Source organism: Bacteroidia bacterium (assembly GCA_027493955.1).
Classification (GTDB): domain Bacteria; phylum Bacteroidota; class Ignavibacteria; order SZUA-365; family SZUA-365; genus JAOSJT01.
On the sequence record JAOSJT010000001.1, the window covers coordinates 4,640,520 to 4,657,259 of the forward strand.

Here is a 16,740-nt window from a genome sequence, read left to right on the forward strand (position 1 = left end):
ACCCTTCGTCGCTGTAATGTCGATGGTGTACATTGCGAGCGCACAGAACACCGGGACCACAGGTTCCGGTACGACGTCCGGCGGCCCGGGCACGACGCCGCGGATACAGAATGTCGGCAAATGGGTGGAGCAGGAGACGGAGGTCCCGGTACGCGGGCTCATGGGTATTGCGATGGCGGATACCGGAAACGGGTACGCCGTGGGCGACGTGGACGTGATTTTCGGACGCACCGGTGTACTTCGCAAGCGCGCGGGCGATCCACTGTGGCGCCCTATCCCCCCCTCCGCGTTTTCTCCCCCTCTCAATATTGCGCTCACTTCCTGGGCGCAGGACGTGTACGCGATTCCGAACTCCGGTGTGGCCTTCATTTCCTGGCGTGACGACTACCGCAGTCTGATTTACAAGACAGTCAATTACGGTCAGTCCTGGTTCAACGTCTCCCCGCTCAATCCGATACTGTACGGTACACGATTCGCCATCTCCTTCCGGGATAACCGCGAAGGTATGATCGTCGGCGAGGGACCCGGCAGGGCGCATCGCACGCTCGATGGCGGCATTGTCTGGACCAATCACTCCATCGCCTCGAACGAGCCATTCACGGACGTAAAATTTTCCGGCACATATTGGAACGTGATCGGCGGCGAGAACACATATTTCCGCTACAACGTCATCAGCGACAAGTGGTTCGATTTTTCATTCAAGAATGCGCAGGAATTTTTTCCGACGCATCTCAAATTCACCTTTATCGACGACGACCACGCGTACGCGTCGGGATATAACAACAAATCCTCGAATCACATTCTCGGCACGACCGACGGAGGACGAAGCTGGCACCCCATTCCCCAGCAGCCGCCGTTCGGAACGAATGCGGAAGGACACAAAGGAATATATTTCTTCGACAGGGCCAAGGGTTGGGCTGCGAGTAACCACAATGAGTTCGCGTACACTGCGGACGGCGGCTATTCGTGGACGATGTATCCTCCCCAATTGCTCGGCGGGAAGACCTACCGCCCGGTCAACAAGATGATTTTTCTGAATGAAGCGGTGGGATGGGCTGTCGGCGGAGTGCAGCGTACCTCCGGCTATCTCAGTGTGTCCGACGGCTGGATCTTCAAATGGGAAGGCACGATGTATCCCGACATCTCCACCACAGCGGCGGATGTGTTTTTTGATACACTGTCCTGCGGGGATTTTGTCGATCTGGAAATACCGATTATCAACTCCGGTTCCGGTACGCTTACCATACCACCGGCCGGGGCGACGTTGAGTCACCCGGAGTTCAGCGTCGTGCAGCCGACATTGCCGTTGATCATCCCTCCCGGGATGTCGAAAAGCATCACCATCCGTTGGCAGCCGGTGCCGGGATATTTCGGTCCGACGCCCGCCGGCGCGGAATTACAGCTTCGCTCGAACGACGATCCGCACTCCCCGTGGCGCATCAAACTCAATGGCCTTCGCCGCGTTTCGCATCTTGTGCATCCTTTCGCACTGACCTTCCCGCGATCCTGCACGGGCGATCTGAGTGTTGCCGTACTCAAGACCAGCACGAACGGCAATTTCCCGTCCGTGATACGCGACTTACAGGTCTATTCGGATAGAGGAGAACTCGTGCTCGTCAATCACGCGATAGGCGATACGCTGCGCAGCCCCGATTCTCTGGTGTTTCACTACAGGAGCACGAAAAGCGGGGCGTTCAGCGGAGGGATCACCATTGAAAGCGGCTTCGCGACCTGTCCGGAAAAAACGAATCTCTCCTTCAGCGGTCAGGCCGTTTCCAGCGAATTGAAACCGCAACCTTCCGTCCTCGTCATCGGGGATGTCTGCGTGGGTGCGAGCGTCACGCAGCATGTGGGATTGGAAAACGTCGGAACGGAGAAGGCGCATATCGTTTCCGTCGAGAGGGTCTCCGGAAGTACAGACATCACGCTGTCGGCCGACAGCGGGCTTACGGCAATCGTCGGCGGTCAAATCGTCGCGCCGGTGCGCTTCACCCCGTCGCAGCCGGATACCGCAATCATCAGCACCGTATTTCGCGTGATTTCGGGTCCTTGCCTCGATACCGCAGAGGTGATAGTGCGCGCGCGCGGCGTATCCACCGTGGTGCGCATGCAACCAGACTCGCTGCTGCGTATCGGCGTCGTGCCGCTGGGCAAACCGGCGTCGACATCGTTCCTCCTGGAGAATCTCGCCGCAATGGATGCCGAGGTGACCTCGATTACGGTCGTCCCGCCTGTCCCGGGCCTGTCGCTGTCGCTGCCCTCTTTCCCGCTCGAAATCGCGTCACTCGGGAAGTTGTCCGTACCGGTCACCTGGACGCCGACCTCCTCCGATTCACTGCTCGCCCGCATTCGCATCATCACCGCGCAACCGTGTCCGGACACACTCACACTGCTCCTGGAACTCGTGAGCGATGAAATGCCGCTGATTGTCGTGCAGGACGCGCTGATCTTCCCGACACAAACCTGCGACGACGCGGTGCTCGATTCCCTGCGGGTGGGGAACGAAGGGCATCAGCCGTTGCGTATCGATCGGCTGGATCTGGCCGGCAGCAACCCTGCGGATTTCCGTGTTGTTGGTCCGCCATTGCCATTGATTATCCCGCCAGGCGGACATGCGTACATCTATCTTTCCTACAAGGCGGACAGGAATACGGTGGCGAGCGCGCTGCTGCGTATCGGACACAACGACATCAGTAAGGGCAGGGAGAGCGTCGTCCAACTCAACGCTCGTCGGAAAGTCCAGACCCTGACGGTGGAAGGGGACACGCTGTCTCCCGTTACCGGTTGCGTCGGTACCGTACCGGTGCGGCGATTGGTGTTGAAGAACCTGAACTCGGACGCACTGCAGCTCCTGCGCATCGAGCAGCTTGCCGGATCGCCGGCCGCTACGCTGTCGCATCCTCCGGTACCGCGTTCCATCGAACCCTATGACTCCGTAATTGTGGAAATCCGCGCCGCGGCAGCAAACAAGGATTTGTACGACGTTGTGTTGCGCATTACCACCGACCCCTGTTTTGAACAGCGGACACTGACGCTGAAAGCGGGCGTGTGGACACCGCGTCTGCGCATCGATCCCGACCCGGTAGCGTTTGGTATACGGTCGCAGCTCGATGCGAGTGCCTTGCCGGTAACCTTCCACAACGACGATACCGTCGCGATGCTCATCTCAGCCGTGCAGCTGAACGTCCCGAACGCGAGCATGTCACTCCGTCACAGCGTGAGTTACCCCTTCCTCCTCGCAGCGGACTCATCGTTCCAGGTATCCGTGGAACTCAACAGCGTGAAAGACACCGGCCGCGTGCTCGCGTCGCTTTGCGCGATACTGAGCGCGCCTTGCGCCGATACTGTGTGCGCGGCCGTCACCGCGGAGTTCCGGCCCGGATCCCTGCTGCTTTCACCTTCGCCGCTGCAGTGCGTTCTCGCACATTGCGATACGGTTCGTTGTGATACCATCATCGTACACAATCCCCTGACGGTACCGCAACGGGTCAAGGCTTCGGTTTCGCCGGTGGATGTATTTTCGATTCCGGTCGGCATGGAGGAATTCACATTGCTCCCGGGAGCATCCGTCGCGTTGAGCGTCTGCGCGCGTCTCGAAGGGGTGGATCTGGCGAGCGGTTTACTTGCGCTGGATGCCAGTGAGGGCTATGCTACGGTGCCGCTCAACGCGGTGCGCGACGCCGGCACACTTGCGCTCAGCGACACGCTGGATGGAGGAAATATCCCGTACTGTGAGACGACGCGCGTTGTTGAACTCAGTGTTGCCAATCCCGGGCTGCTCTCGATTAGCATCAGCGCGGCAGCCGTTTCCGCTGGGACCTGGACCTTGCTCACGCCGCTGCCGGTGACGGTGCTTCCCGGCGCGAGCCGCGAGCTTCGCCTGCGCTTTACACCTGTACGCAGAGGGGAAGCCGATGCCGCCACGCTGCGTCTGACGGTGCGGAGCAGAACCTGCGTGCGCGAACAGGTGGTACAGCTGCGTGGCCGGCATGGCAGCGCCTACCTCGAGACGGTGCCGACATCCCTGGTTTTCGCCAACGTCAACCTCGGTACGCAGCAGACACGACAGCTGCAATTGCTGAATCTGAATATGGGCGGCTTGCGTCTGCGGGATATACGCAGCAACAACGACAGGTTCACCGTAAGCATGTCGCTGCCGCGCAACGTGGACAGCGCCGGCAGTGTGTCGCTGCCTGTGACTTTCGCGCCGATCGCTCTGGGCAACGCATTCGCCACGCTCTGTCTCATCTTCGACCGACCCTGTCCCGACACGCTTTGCGTGCATCTGGAGGGGACCTCCGTTGAAGGCGTGCTGCGCTTCGATCCCCTGAGCATGGGTTTCGACACATTGCTGCAATGTCAGAGCGACACCACCATCGCCAGAATGAGCAATACCGGCACGGTACCCATCACCCTGCGCAGCAGCAATATCGCCGGACCGGGCGCGGGCGCATACAGTGTGCTCAATCCCATTTCATCCGATGAAATTCTCCAGCCGGGATTGGCGCGCGAATTCCGCATCCGCTTTGCGCCGGCTTCCGAAGCCGACGGCACTGTGGAAGCGACCTTGTTCATCGCCAGCGACGCGCCGCTGCAGCCGGTTACCGAATTGCGCCTGAGCGGTGAGCGCCGGACGCAGATGACGTCCGGGTCCGTTTCTCTCGACCTCGGCCAGGTGATACAAGGCGCGGCGATCACACGCACGGTGACCGTTGGCAACACGGGGTCTGCGACGGTGCGTATCGGTGGTGCGGCCGGCCCGGCGGGGTGGAGTCTGAGCACCGCTGTACCGTACCTGATCCCGGCGGGGCAGAACGGCGCTGTGGACCTTCGCATCGTTCCCCAGCAGGGCGGGAGCATGCGCGACACCATTCGGCTGTTGCTCGGGCCCTGCGGCGGCGTGTACGAAGTGATTGTCACCGGCAACGCCGTGCAGCGTTTTATCGTCACCGACCTGCATCTGGGTACGTTGCCTTTCTGCCGCAGTGCCGAGGGCCTGGTGACGCTGCGCAACAACAGCGGTGCGCCGGCACGCATCGATTCACTGCGTATCACCGGGTCGCATGCCTCCCGTTTCAGCATTCTTTCCGCTCCCGCGCTGCCGCTGTGGCTGGCGCCTGCGTCGGAGCAGCAGCTCACCCTGCGCTGTACCCCGCTTGCGGACGACCGCGGCGGCATTTTCGCGACCCTGGAAGTGCACGCGGAGGTGGAAGGCGCGGGCGTGCAATTCGCTTCCACAGTGCAAGCCGAGATTCTGTCCTCGACACTCGATGCACCAAACGTCGTGGATGCCGGCGCTGCGCCGCTTGGTGACGCCACCCTGCCACAGGCCCTCGTTCTGCGCAACAACACCGCCTGGCCGCATCGCTTCGACGGTATCGCCCATGCGACTGCGCGTTTGCGCATAGACGGCGCGCTTGCCGTTACCGCGCAGCCCGGCGACAGTATCGTGCTTCAGCTCCGCGCATACCCCGATATGCCGGGCGTGCTGTACGACACTTTGATTTTGCGCTACATCGAGCCATGCGCTGCGCTGGATACCATCATCGTCCGCAGTGAGGGAACGGGCGACGTACTGCCGCTGCGCTTCAGCATCGGTACGTACAGCGGCGCGCCGGGCGACACCGTTGCTATTGCCCTGGTCATGGATCGCGACATCAGCGGTTTCCCGGTGGGAGATTGGACGGCGGGCATCGGCTTCAATCCCAGCATGCTCTATCCTCTGGATCTTGTGACCACTGGCACGATATCCTCCACGATGACGACGAGCTTCGACTGGCAGCGCGGCGAGGGCGTGGTGTCCATGCATGCAACCGGCGCACCGTCCGCGTCCGCAGGTAACATCCTGATTATCGTGCGCTGCCTTGTGCTCATCGGCAATGATATACAGACGCCGCTGGAGCCACGTTCGGTGGATTTCGCGCATCCCGTGTTGCAGGCGAGGGATATCGGCATAGGCGGTTTCACACTCGACGGCTACTGTCTCGACGAAGGACGCAGACTCGTTCGCGAGCGGGCGGGTTTCTGGCTGGGGCAGAGCGCACCGAATCCCGCTTCGAGTTCGGTGCTGCTGCCGTTTAATCTCGACACCGAAGCACAGACCACACTGAAGCTCTACGACGCCAACGGCAGGGAAGCGGGCGTCGTTGTTGAAGGAATACTCCCGGCCGGTCGCCACGAATACCGCTTCGATGTGCGCGCGTTGCCCGCGGGTTACTACCGCTGCGTCCTCACCTCCGGTGCGCATATGCTCAGCCGCGGCCTCTCCATTGTGAAATAGGTCTTTTACCGCAGAGAACGCACAAAGAGCAGAGAAGCAGGGCAGGGGATGGATATACCGTAATTTCCGCAATCCGCTAGCCGTAATTCACATCGAACGTTCACGTTATCAGATTTGACCGTAGAGAACGCAGAGAAGAATGAAAGAGGATGGATCTATCGGAATTCACGCGATCGTAAATCGTACGTCGTAAATCGTCAGTTGATTACCGTCGGTCGATGCCGTACATTATGCTGTACATGTACAGGATATCGTCATGAAAGCCATATCATATACCGCCGCAAGGCAAAACCTCGCGAAAGTGATGGAGGGCGTGTGCGGCGACAAGCAGCCGGTCATCGTTACGCGGACGAACAATCCGAGTGTGGTTGTTCTTTCGCTTGAGGAATACGAAGCGCTCGAGGAAACCGCGCATCTGCTTCGTTCGCCGAAAAACGCGCGGCGATTGCTAGAAGCAATGCTCGAACTCGAAGAGGGCCGTGGTGTGTCGCGGGAGCTGTCGGAGTGAAGCGTATCTTTGCCGAGCAGGCCTGGGAGGATTACCTGCATTGGCAGAAACATGACGACGCCATCCTCCGCCGTATCAATGATCTCATTCGCGATATACAGCGGACGCCGTTCACAGGCCTGGGCAAACCCGAGCGACTCCGGCATGCCCTGAGCGGATACTGGTCCCGCCGCATCACCGAAGAACACCGCATCGTGTATACCGTGCGCGAGGATACCGTGCTGATCGCACAGTTGCGGTATCATTATTGAGGGCGCGGTCACGGGGAAGCGTGGGACACAAAATGGGTAAGCCGGACACCGCTCGGGCCGGAAACAAGTTCCTGACTGTGCGTGTCAAAGCGTGTAGCGACGTTGCATGTTAGCGACGTTGCAATCATCGTCTGTTGCGTCTGATAAGCTGATTCCGTACCTTCCCTTTAAGATATTTATACCGCTTTGGAGGTATTTACGCATGTGGCATCCGATACAGCGCTGCTCCGCGGTTCATTCCCCTGAACTTCCCCACCGAGCAAAGCCAGATTCTGAGCGCAGCATGAGATATTTCATCCTGGTGTTGCTGTGCCTGTTGTGCCAACCGCTTGACGCCCAGCAATGGGAGCGCTTGCTGCTGAATGGCGGGCAACTCGATGGCTTTGCTCAAAATCCATATAACGAAAAGGAGATACTGGCGTATGCAAGATGGTATCATATGTATCTCTCACACGATGGCGGCTTGACTTGGAAAGCCATAAAACATGAGAATCTGCCTTTCGACATTGATTTTAATGATATCACTTTCGATCGGCTGTCTAGGATCTACGTAATCACGAAGAATGGAGTCTGGCGATCGGCCGATCAGGGGAGGAGTTGGAGCCTCCTCGATGCTCCAAATGGAAACAGATATTTTCCCAGTAGTCGGGTGAGAATCAGTATGGATGGCACGATCGTGATCTCGAATACGATCAATTACTCACTCCTCGTTTCCAGAGACGACGGCACCTCATGGCAGGATATTCGTCCTCCAGGTAAATCGTATGTATACACATTGTATCTCCATAGCACCAATCCTGAGATTATTTTACTTCAAAAGCTGAATTCCACGGTTCGGTCACTTGACGGGGGTAAAACCTGGTCCGAATTTGACGTTCCGGCGGCAAGTCGGTCATCATATATATCCTCCATTAGAGACGACAAACTGTTGTTTCGCATCTTCACTGGAAGAGAGAACGTGCTTCTCTACGAGAGTACGGACACAGCGCGGACATGGCACGCTGTTACCATCGATACGGTCAAGGTTCACGGCTACGATTGCGAGAGATTCGGCATCGAAGGGAAAATTTTCTGCTTCCGGGATTCAATTATCTTCATGCAGCCGTGTTACGTCCCTCTGCGATCCACGGATACCGGGAAGACGTTTATTCAGCTTTCGGAAATACAGTTTATCGATATCGTGCAAGTGGGAGAGGAACTCGTCGCTCTGCATCCGATGCACGGTGTTCAGCGGTCGTTGGATTATGGCGACACGTGGATGCCTGTGCCCGGTCAACCGGATCTGTTGCGTTTCGGCGATATCGAATATGCTCATGCCAGAGGCGATACGATGTTCGCGCTGGTGTCGGACAGGTTGGGTGAAAGCGACAGAACGAGCTATGTTTTGGAAAGCGACGACGGCGGATATACATGGTACACATTGTTCGAAACGGAATCCGCGTACGATTTGCAGGTCGATGCCGGCAGTCCCGCGCGATACTACCTGCATGCGCAGACGACGGACGGTACGTACGCCCTGATTTCGGGCGTGGCTGGCCAGACAGCGCCGGATACACTGCTCCTGACGAGATCGGTACCTCGACCAACGGACCTTTTTCCTCCCAGAACCTTCCGTTGCATCCCCTCTGAGCGCTTTCCAGGTTGGATCTATGCATCGAAGCATACGTCGTCCTTCGGGTGGTCGTCCGATCGCGGCGTCACCTGGCAGTGGCGGTCGTTGCCGATCAGCATCTCCGGCGTCGCTCCCTGGCCGTCGCAAATCGATCCGCAGCGCATCCTGATTGCGGCCAAGGAAGCGGACCCGCTCACCGTCGGGTACGCGGGACTCTATCTCACGGAGGATGGCGGCGCAACATTCCAATACGTGAACGCCGATGAAGCGTTGGGTGCGTATTGCCACCGGCAGTTGTTCGTCACAGAGACGGACCGCATCTTTCATCGCTATCCTCCCGATACCAGCTCAACGGATTACGGACGCAGTTGGTCGGCGTTCAGGGATGGATTTCTTGATCCGCCAACGACGATGCAGAAATTCCAGACGCATGGCAACGTCCTGGCGGAAACCGATGTGGGTATGTATATCGTCGACGGCGAGCGCTGGCGCCTTCTTCGCGATCCGAGTGGCGCATCCGTTTGGAACAGGGAGATGCATGAGATGACAACATCAAAAAAGATATATGTGGATCTCGATGGACGGCATCTGTACGTGCTCATCCCCGTCCATGGCCTCTACCGCTGCGAGATTGATCAAACGACGGGAATAGGAAGTGATGAGCATCCCGTCACACGCGACTTCGTTCTCGGCGTATATCCCAATCCGGCGAGGGACAATGTTAGCTTCCGATGGCGGGATGCTTCATCAGTCCCGGGCGTATTGCACGTGTACGATCTTCTTGGCAGGATGGTATGGCAATACCAACCGATGACGGGACTCAACATGGCAACGTGGAATCTGAAGGACCTCGGGCATACGCGTGTACCACCGGGTGTGTATCTCGTACGAACGAAATCGAACAAGTCCACGTCGTCGCGAATGTTTATTGTGCGCTAAGCACGCAACGTCTCTTGGCCTTGTCAAGACAATTCCGTATCTTTTCTTTAAGATATTTATACCGGCTTGGAGGTATTTACGCATGTGGCATCCGATACAGCGCTGCTCCGCGGTTCATTCGCCCGAACTCCCTCTCCGAGCAAAGCCAGACTGTGAACGTACCATGAGATATTTCATCCTGGTGTTGCTTTGCCTGTTGTGCCAACCCCTTGCCGCGCAGCAATGGGAGCGCTTGCCGTTGAATGGGGGGCAATTCGATAAATTGGTCCAGAATCCTTACAACGAAAAGGACATCATCGGGTATAACCGACAAGGGAATTTCTTCCGATCAAAGGACGGAGGAAATAGCTGGACTCGCATGCGGAACGAGACCTTCCGCTTCGATCAAAGCTTTGTGAATTTTACGTTTGATCCGCAAGGGCGCATATACGCGACCTCGTTGAATGGATTATGGCGATCAGATGCTGACGGTGTCGTATGGGACTCTCTGCCCGTGCCGGGGAGCGACCACTATTTCGGAGTGAGCCAAACGAAGGTGACGGAGGATGGATCGATCTTCACCTGGGACAGCGACACCGAGTCCTTGTACACGTCAACGGATGATGGCAACACATGGCGGGAAGTAGGACCCAAGGATGACGATTTCCACTATGATTTCTACGTTGATGCTAACGACAGTAAACTTATTTTGGTTTTGAAAGAGGATTCCATCGTCGTGACAAACAATGGTGGAACAGAGTGGATCCCCTATCCCATCCCGGGATCGGTGCGTTCTTCTATTCATTCGATCAGACAGGGCGGCGTACTGGTATTTCGTTTGTCGACTGGTATCGATAGTCTGGAGGTATTCGAATCATGCGATACCGGTAAAACTTGGCAACAGTGGACTCGACAAACGGTACGTATTGTGGGTGGCAGTTGTAGCACGCCGTTCGGTAATGGAAAGCACTTTCATGTCAGTAATTCAGTGGATATTATCCAGCCCTGCAAATCGTTGTTGCGGTCTACGGATTCGGGAAAAACCTTTCAGCAACTCACAAGCTTTCTTGTTCTGGATGCCGTTCTTGTGGATACGGTTCTTATCGTAACGATCCCGATCCGTGGGGTTCTTCGATCCACGGATTATGGGGATACCTGGTCCGAGGTGGCTGCCCCCCCTGTGTTCTTTAATTTCGGAAGCATTGAATTCGCGCATGCCCAAGACGATACAATGTTCGTACTTATTTCGGACGGAGGAAGACTGCAAAGCAACTACGCCTTACTGGAGAGCAACGATGGCGGAATGACATGGGATAGCCTTTTTACCTCCCGAGCGGTCTATGAACTCTTTGTGGACGCCGGCAGGCCATCGCGATATTATCTTCATGCTCAACTACCTGATGGACGCTATACATTGATATCGGGGGTAGCGGGTCAACATGTACCGGATACGCTTCTGATCACAACATCCATTCCTCGACCTCACCCCGCCGATGTCGGTACGCGCACATTCAGATGTATCCCTTCCGAGCGCTTCCCGGGATGGATCTATGTATCCAAACACACCTCGACAATCGGATGGTCTTCGAATTTTGGAGCTACATGGCAATGGTTTGGCATTCCGGCCAGTGTCTCCGCGGTAACGCCATGGCCGTCGCAACTCGATCCCCTGAGAATTTTAATCGTTGCGATGGAATACGACCCAATGCAAGACGACTACGGAGGTTTTTTCTATACACCCGATGGAGGATTTTCGTTTTCTTGTATCAGCAGTAACGAGAGCAATAATAATCAAACGTACAATCTGTACACAACGCGGACGGATCGTTATTTCCTCAGCTACACGGGGGATTCCTGCTCCACCGACTATGGTTGTTCATGGAAGAGGATGCCATCTGGGTTCAGTGATCACGTTCAGCACATACAAAACTTCCAGTCTCACGGAGAAGTCATACTTGAAACAGATACGGGGATGTACATTTTTCATAATGACCGTTGGCGATTATTGCGCGATCAGGAGGGGAATTCGATATGGACGACGGAGATGCACAATTTGAGTAGAGGATGGACCATTCATGTCGATAAAACCGACATGTACATCTATGTTCTGAGACCGATTTTTGGCTTGTATCGCATCAAATATGCTTCGATGACGGATCGGATAGAACCAGGTAATATTCATCAACGGAATCCTCGACTGCGAATCTACCCTAATCCTTCGAGCAACGAAATTCGCATACATTATTACGATGTGGGCGAACAAAATCCGAGTTCGTTGATCGTATTTGATGTTCTTGGTCGAATAGTCTGGAGATCCACTATCGCGCAACGAACCGGTGTTGCATACTGGTCTTTAGCCACGCCCGACGGCGCCAGAATTCCTCCCGGATTGTATTTCGTGAAATTGCAGAGCGGCGTAGACGCAATAATCGAGAAGGCCCTGGTATTATACTGAAATATAGAACTTGTTATCCAGAGGTACACGATGAAATTTTCCATGAGAACAGTGCATGTGTATACCGGGATGTTACTGCTTTGTGCCGTCTTCTGTTTCGGCAATGCGGTAGCTCAAACTCCGCCACCCTCGGAGCTACTACCATCCCTGAATTTTCAAAGTCAAGTACCACCGGTGTACCAGGACTCGAAAAATTTGGCCATTCTCGATCGCGTTTCCGTAAATACATTTACGGATCGATTCGAATACTTCTCATTTGACAACATGAACATTCTTGTGGTCAAGGAGATAATAAATAGCGATACTTCAGGTTTTGTGTTCTATAATGCCACCGATCCATCGCATCCGATCAGAATGGGTAGAATCAATCTTCTTCCTAATTACGCTCCTAATGACATGGAAGTCGTGAACTATAATGACACAATAAGGTTGTTTTTATACGCGCCACGAAAGAACACAACCGTTGCAATGAATCTCTTCCTGGACGTGCGAATATCTCCCACATTGATCGCCGCATTAAAGAATGACCCGGATGGTATAGACTCGCTCGATTATTATACATCTTGGATCACTGTTCGCCACGACATCCCTACCGGAAATATTCACGAGATGATTTATTACCACGATGGCAGGTTGTTTTTCGCTACAAACTTGGATTTTCTGCGTTACTTTGATGTTTCTACGCCAAGCACCTGGATCGCTGAATCTGACATCAGTTTATTTCCGGACACAACGGGTACATTGCACAATCGGGTCAAAAACCACGAAGTTAAAGCGTTTACGAGGGCAAACGGAGACAGAGTCGTAGGGGTTGGCGCCGTACGAAGCGGTATGAGATTGCTCACGTTCGATCAGAGCTGGACTCTCGATAGCACTGTTGCGCAGTACTATGACCATGACCGTACGCTTTTACCAAGTACGATTATCAATCCCAACAAAATACTCTTCGACTCTACCGTGCATCAGCCGGTAACAGATGTACGCAACAACAAATGGGACCATCGCGTGTGCCACAGCGTGCTGCCGTATGATCACAATGGGAGGAATTACGTACTCACTGTCGATGAATTTACCAAGAGCGATGCCGCACAGAACGAAAATGGAGCCTGGATCCCAGAGATTTGGGAAGGCATAGATTTTTTCGAACCAAACGCTGTCGACACAACTACGGAGCAGCTTTACTATGCCTATTACAACGGAATGCCGCTGTATTGGGAGGATGGTTCGCCGCAGTACAGGATGGGATGGAGCGGTTTCCTTGAAGTCGATACGCTTCGTTTGAACTTCAACCACCGAAACCACCCCAAGCATCGCGGTGTCGATCCAATGCGAATTCAGGGAGCATTCCTGAGAATCTGGGACAGAGACAGCCTCGGAAATAATACCCTCCAGGTAAATCAACGTAGTCTCCTGCTCAACGCATACGACGTGCAGGAGAGTGATACGCACCCTGAAGGCTATATCGGTCTCGCGAATATCCCGGAAGTGGCAGATGTCCCTACCGGTCTCCACGAACCGTATCTTGTTGGGAACACACTTTACCTTGCGGGTTACAACACCGGCCCCAGAATCTTGCACTTGAACGGAGATAGCATTGCCGTCCGCGCCTATTGCCGCACCGAATCCTTTCTGAGCAATGATCCGGGCAGCGCCAATTTTTACAATCGCCCGGACATCATCATGTACGCAAAGGGCATATACCGCCTTGTGCCCGACACGAACAGGCCCGGCATCGTCTACGGCAGCGATTTGTACAATGGGATGTGGATTTTCCGCTACTATGACAGCACCCTGACCGACACGCTTCGGCATATTCCATTTCAGGAGAGTATTCGCATCGGCACAGTGGAGGCGGGGAAGCCGCTGCACTTTACCATAGGCCCCGGTGGCGCGGTGATAGACGACTCGGCGAAGGTCGAGTTTGTCGACAACACCAGCTTTTCCTGGGCTACGGCGGATTCGTTGGTTGTACGCGGTGAACTGAGCGTCGGCGCGGTTTTCTTCGACACATCGCAGTACGCGGTGCCGCGAAACACCTTGTACTGCGCTCCGGGCGGCGTCATTTACCTCGGCGGCATGGAAAAGGTGATTTCCGGCAGACTCAATGTTCACGTCGCCGATGGAGGCCGTCTCATCGTCAGGGACGGCACTATCCTGCAGCTCCTGGACTCCTCCCATTTTCTTGTCGAGGGCGATCTCACTCTGGAATCGTGTACCGTCACCGACGGCTGCCGCTTCATCGCGAGGGATTCGGGACGCATTACCTTCGATACAGCGGCCGAGGTTAGCGGCCTGAAACACATGCTGATAGCGGATGGCGCTTCCCGACTGAAATTCAGCGACTCCAGTGTTGTTCGCATGCAGCGCGAGGGGAGCATCGTCTGTCATGGGATAGTCGAGACGCCGGTGAGCGGTGAGGGCGGTTCATCCTGGGCGCGCATACAGTCCATGTACTACGCGACAAACCAGCGCTGTCAACCTGCTGATGCGTGGTACGGTCTGCTGCTCCACGGAAATTGGCGCGGCTCGCAACTCAGAAATATGTTCATCCATCACGGCGATCCCGGTATATGGATATACAGAGGCAATCCGACGGTTGAAGATTGCGAAATCTCGTATAATGATGTGGGATGCAGAATCACCGAGGGGCGACCCGTCTTTCGCCGCAATCACATTAACAACAATCAATACATCGGGTTGGATGTACAGAACCATACATCGACCGCAATCGAGAGCAACAGGATTTCGCACAATGATTATATCGGGCTTCGCACGTATGCGTGCAACGAAACCTGGTATGACAACAGAATCGACAGCAACCGGATCGGTGCCGAAGCTACCGAGTACTCCAAGATCTATTTCAACAAATGGAACGGGATATTTGCCCCGTCAATGTGCGACACCTCGCGCGGGAACGGATTCCGTTTCAACTGGAGCAATGGTGTGATTGTGCGTGAATACAACACTGCGGAATTTCACTGTGACAACAGCGTGTATAAAACTTCCTTGCTTGGCCCGGGCCTTGTTGACCTCGGTGTGGGACCGTACGCCCGAGTGATCGGCTGGGGAAATTATCCCGACAGCATACCCGGCGTCTCAGCCGATACGCTCTCCTTTTCGGTTTCGAATCACGGCATTTTCCAATGGGATGATCCTACAGATTCCATTCCGACTCCCGGCAGCGATCCTGTGCTGCTGAAAACCCAGGGGCCGAATCTCTTCAGGGCCGCTCTCGACAGAGCGGAACGCTTCACCAGGTCGGGACTGTATTCGGCGGCGCAAAGCGATTATGCGCTTGCGGTAACCGAAGCTGTCAGTATCCCGGAGTTTCTGCAAGGCATTCTCGCATGGCAGGAAATGGTTGCGATGACCGTAACAGACACGATTGGAGCGCAACCCGGGAACAGAGGCCCCTTCTGGACCGTGTTCCACAACACTCTCGAAAGCATGGCCATGTATAGCGACAGCGCATGGAAGCGATGGATAGCGACCGATGTGCTGTCGATTGAGCAAATCCGGAACCGCGACACTGTGGCGGCCGAGCAGACGATGAACAACGCGATGCTGCGATCCGCATCGGCTGCGCACACGCGAGGAATGCTGCTCCGACTCGTGTACATGCATGCCTGTGTCAGGCTGGATCATTCACGGGCGTACGATTTCTACAATACTCTGAACGGTGCCTATCCGGGCAGTCGCGAGAACACCTACGCGAAAATCCTGCTTCGCATCCCACCCGACAGTACCGATTGGGCTGCGTTCGCCAAGAACAGCAGAGATACGGACGAACAATTCGATGTTGGCGGCGGCGCTTCACCCCAATGGCTTTCCGTTGAAGGTCCATGGCCGGAACCTGTATCGGGAACAGCCCATCTGAGCGTGCGCGTCGAGCATGATTGCGTGGTGGATATTTCTCTCTACGACATCTCCGGAAAGAGGCGCCGGGTGCAGAGCGGAAGATCTCTCCAAAGCGGATGGAACACCCTGCTGCTCGACTGCACGCAGCTCGCGTCCGGCTCCTACATCGTGGTATTCCAACAACAGGAGCGTCGACATTGGATCCTGCTGCGCGTGCTGCACGACAAATAGGCACAGCGGCCACAGAAGTGTACAGGGCTCGCAGCGATACGGTGCGTCTGGCGGCGCGGGGGACCTCCGACTACGCCTGGGTCTTCGCTTCCCGCCTGCACGCCGGGTGGACGGTGCGCCATCCCTGAGCATCGAACGCCGTGCACATGGGAGCGGGATCAACCGCGGGTAGACTGATGATCACCGTGACGATGCCGGCTGCTGCTACGATTCCATGATTCCAATCCCCACTTGCCATTTATGCTGGACGTGCATATATTTGAGTTCGTGCATTTTGAACAAGGAGTGTCATGCCTCAACATAAGTCCGCAGCCAAGAGAGTCCGTACGTCGGCGCGCCGCCGTTTGTACAACCGGATGAACAAGTCCATGATGAAAACCGCGATCAAGGATTTGCGCGCGTCCACGGACAAAGTAGTTGCCGAGACGAAGTACAAGAAGGTTTCCGCCTTGCTGGATCGTCTTTCCACCAGAGGAATTGTCCACAAGAACTTCGCGGCGAACAAGAAATCCAAGCTCGCCCGTTTCATTCAGAAGCTGGGATAATTCGCTCTTCTGCGGCGCTTCCGCGTGGTTGCGCATGAATCCAGGCATGCTCGGCATGCCTGTTTCGCAGGCAGTGAGCACA

General features: G+C 55.6%; 7 protein-coding genes. All 7 read left to right on the forward strand.

The annotated features are described in order from the left end of the window. The first annotated feature begins 22 nt into the window (after positions 1 to 22). The 7 genes from M5R41_17640 (at position 23) to rpsT (ending at position 16,658) form a co-directional block, all read left to right on the forward strand. Entirely contained in the window at positions 23 to 6,280 is a 6,258-nt protein-coding gene (locus M5R41_17640; GenBank protein ID MCZ7558226.1) for a choice-of-anchor D domain-containing protein, read from the forward strand. A gap of 256 nt (positions 6,281 to 6,536) precedes the next feature. After that, the gene (locus tag M5R41_17645) at positions 6,537 to 6,788 is read left to right on the forward strand and encodes a type II toxin-antitoxin system prevent-host-death family antitoxin (GenBank protein ID MCZ7558227.1); all 252 of its coding nucleotides are present in this window, start codon (positions 6,537 to 6,539) and stop codon (positions 6,786 to 6,788) included. Next, complete coding sequence (locus M5R41_17650) at positions 6,785 to 7,039, forward strand: Txe/YoeB family addiction module toxin (protein MCZ7558228.1); 255 nt, start codon at positions 6,785 to 6,787, stop codon at positions 7,037 to 7,039. The genes M5R41_17645 and M5R41_17650 overlap by 4 nt, the downstream gene beginning before the upstream one ends. A 661-nt stretch (positions 7,040 to 7,700) precedes the next feature. Continuing rightward, positions 7,701 to 9,590: a T9SS type A sorting domain-containing protein gene (locus M5R41_17655; protein MCZ7558229.1), complete on the forward strand. Its 1,890-nt coding sequence runs from the start codon at positions 7,701 to 7,703 to the stop codon at positions 9,588 to 9,590. Positions 9,591 to 9,753: 163 nt separating this feature from the next. Next, a complete protein-coding gene (locus M5R41_17660; protein ID MCZ7558230.1) occupies positions 9,754 to 12,024 on the forward strand; it encodes a T9SS type A sorting domain-containing protein in 2,271 nt (756 codons plus the stop codon). Between the two features lie 831 nt (positions 12,025 to 12,855). Beyond that, a complete protein-coding gene (locus tag M5R41_17665) occupies positions 12,856 to 16,113 on the forward strand; it encodes a right-handed parallel beta-helix repeat-containing protein (protein MCZ7558231.1) in 3,258 nt (1,085 codons plus the stop codon). Positions 16,114 to 16,403: 290 nt separating this feature from the next. Beyond that, positions 16,404 to 16,658: a 30S ribosomal protein S20 gene (rpsT, locus tag M5R41_17670; GenBank protein MCZ7558232.1), complete on the forward strand. Its 255-nt coding sequence runs from the start codon at positions 16,404 to 16,406 to the stop codon at positions 16,656 to 16,658. Positions 16,659 to 16,740 lie beyond the last annotated feature (82 nt).

Excerpts from the sequence above, each read along its gene's own strand:
- M5R41_17660 (MCZ7558230.1), top strand. The coding sequence starts at position 9,754 with ATGAGATATTTCATCCTGGTGTTGCTTTGCCTGTTGTGCCAACCCCTT.
- M5R41_17645 (MCZ7558227.1), top strand. The coding sequence starts at position 6,537 with ATGAAAGCCATATCATATACCGCCGCAAGGCAAAACCTCGCGAAAGTG.
- M5R41_17655 (MCZ7558229.1), top strand. The coding sequence starts at position 7,701 with ATGGATGGCACGATCGTGATCTCGAATACGATCAATTACTCACTCCTC.
- rpsT (MCZ7558232.1), top strand. The coding sequence starts at position 16,404 with ATGCCTCAACATAAGTCCGCAGCCAAGAGAGTCCGTACGTCGGCGCGC.
- M5R41_17640 (MCZ7558226.1), top strand. The coding sequence starts at position 23 with ATGGTGTACATTGCGAGCGCACAGAACACCGGGACCACAGGTTCCGGT.
- M5R41_17665 (MCZ7558231.1), top strand. The coding sequence starts at position 12,856 with ATGAGATTGCTCACGTTCGATCAGAGCTGGACTCTCGATAGCACTGTT.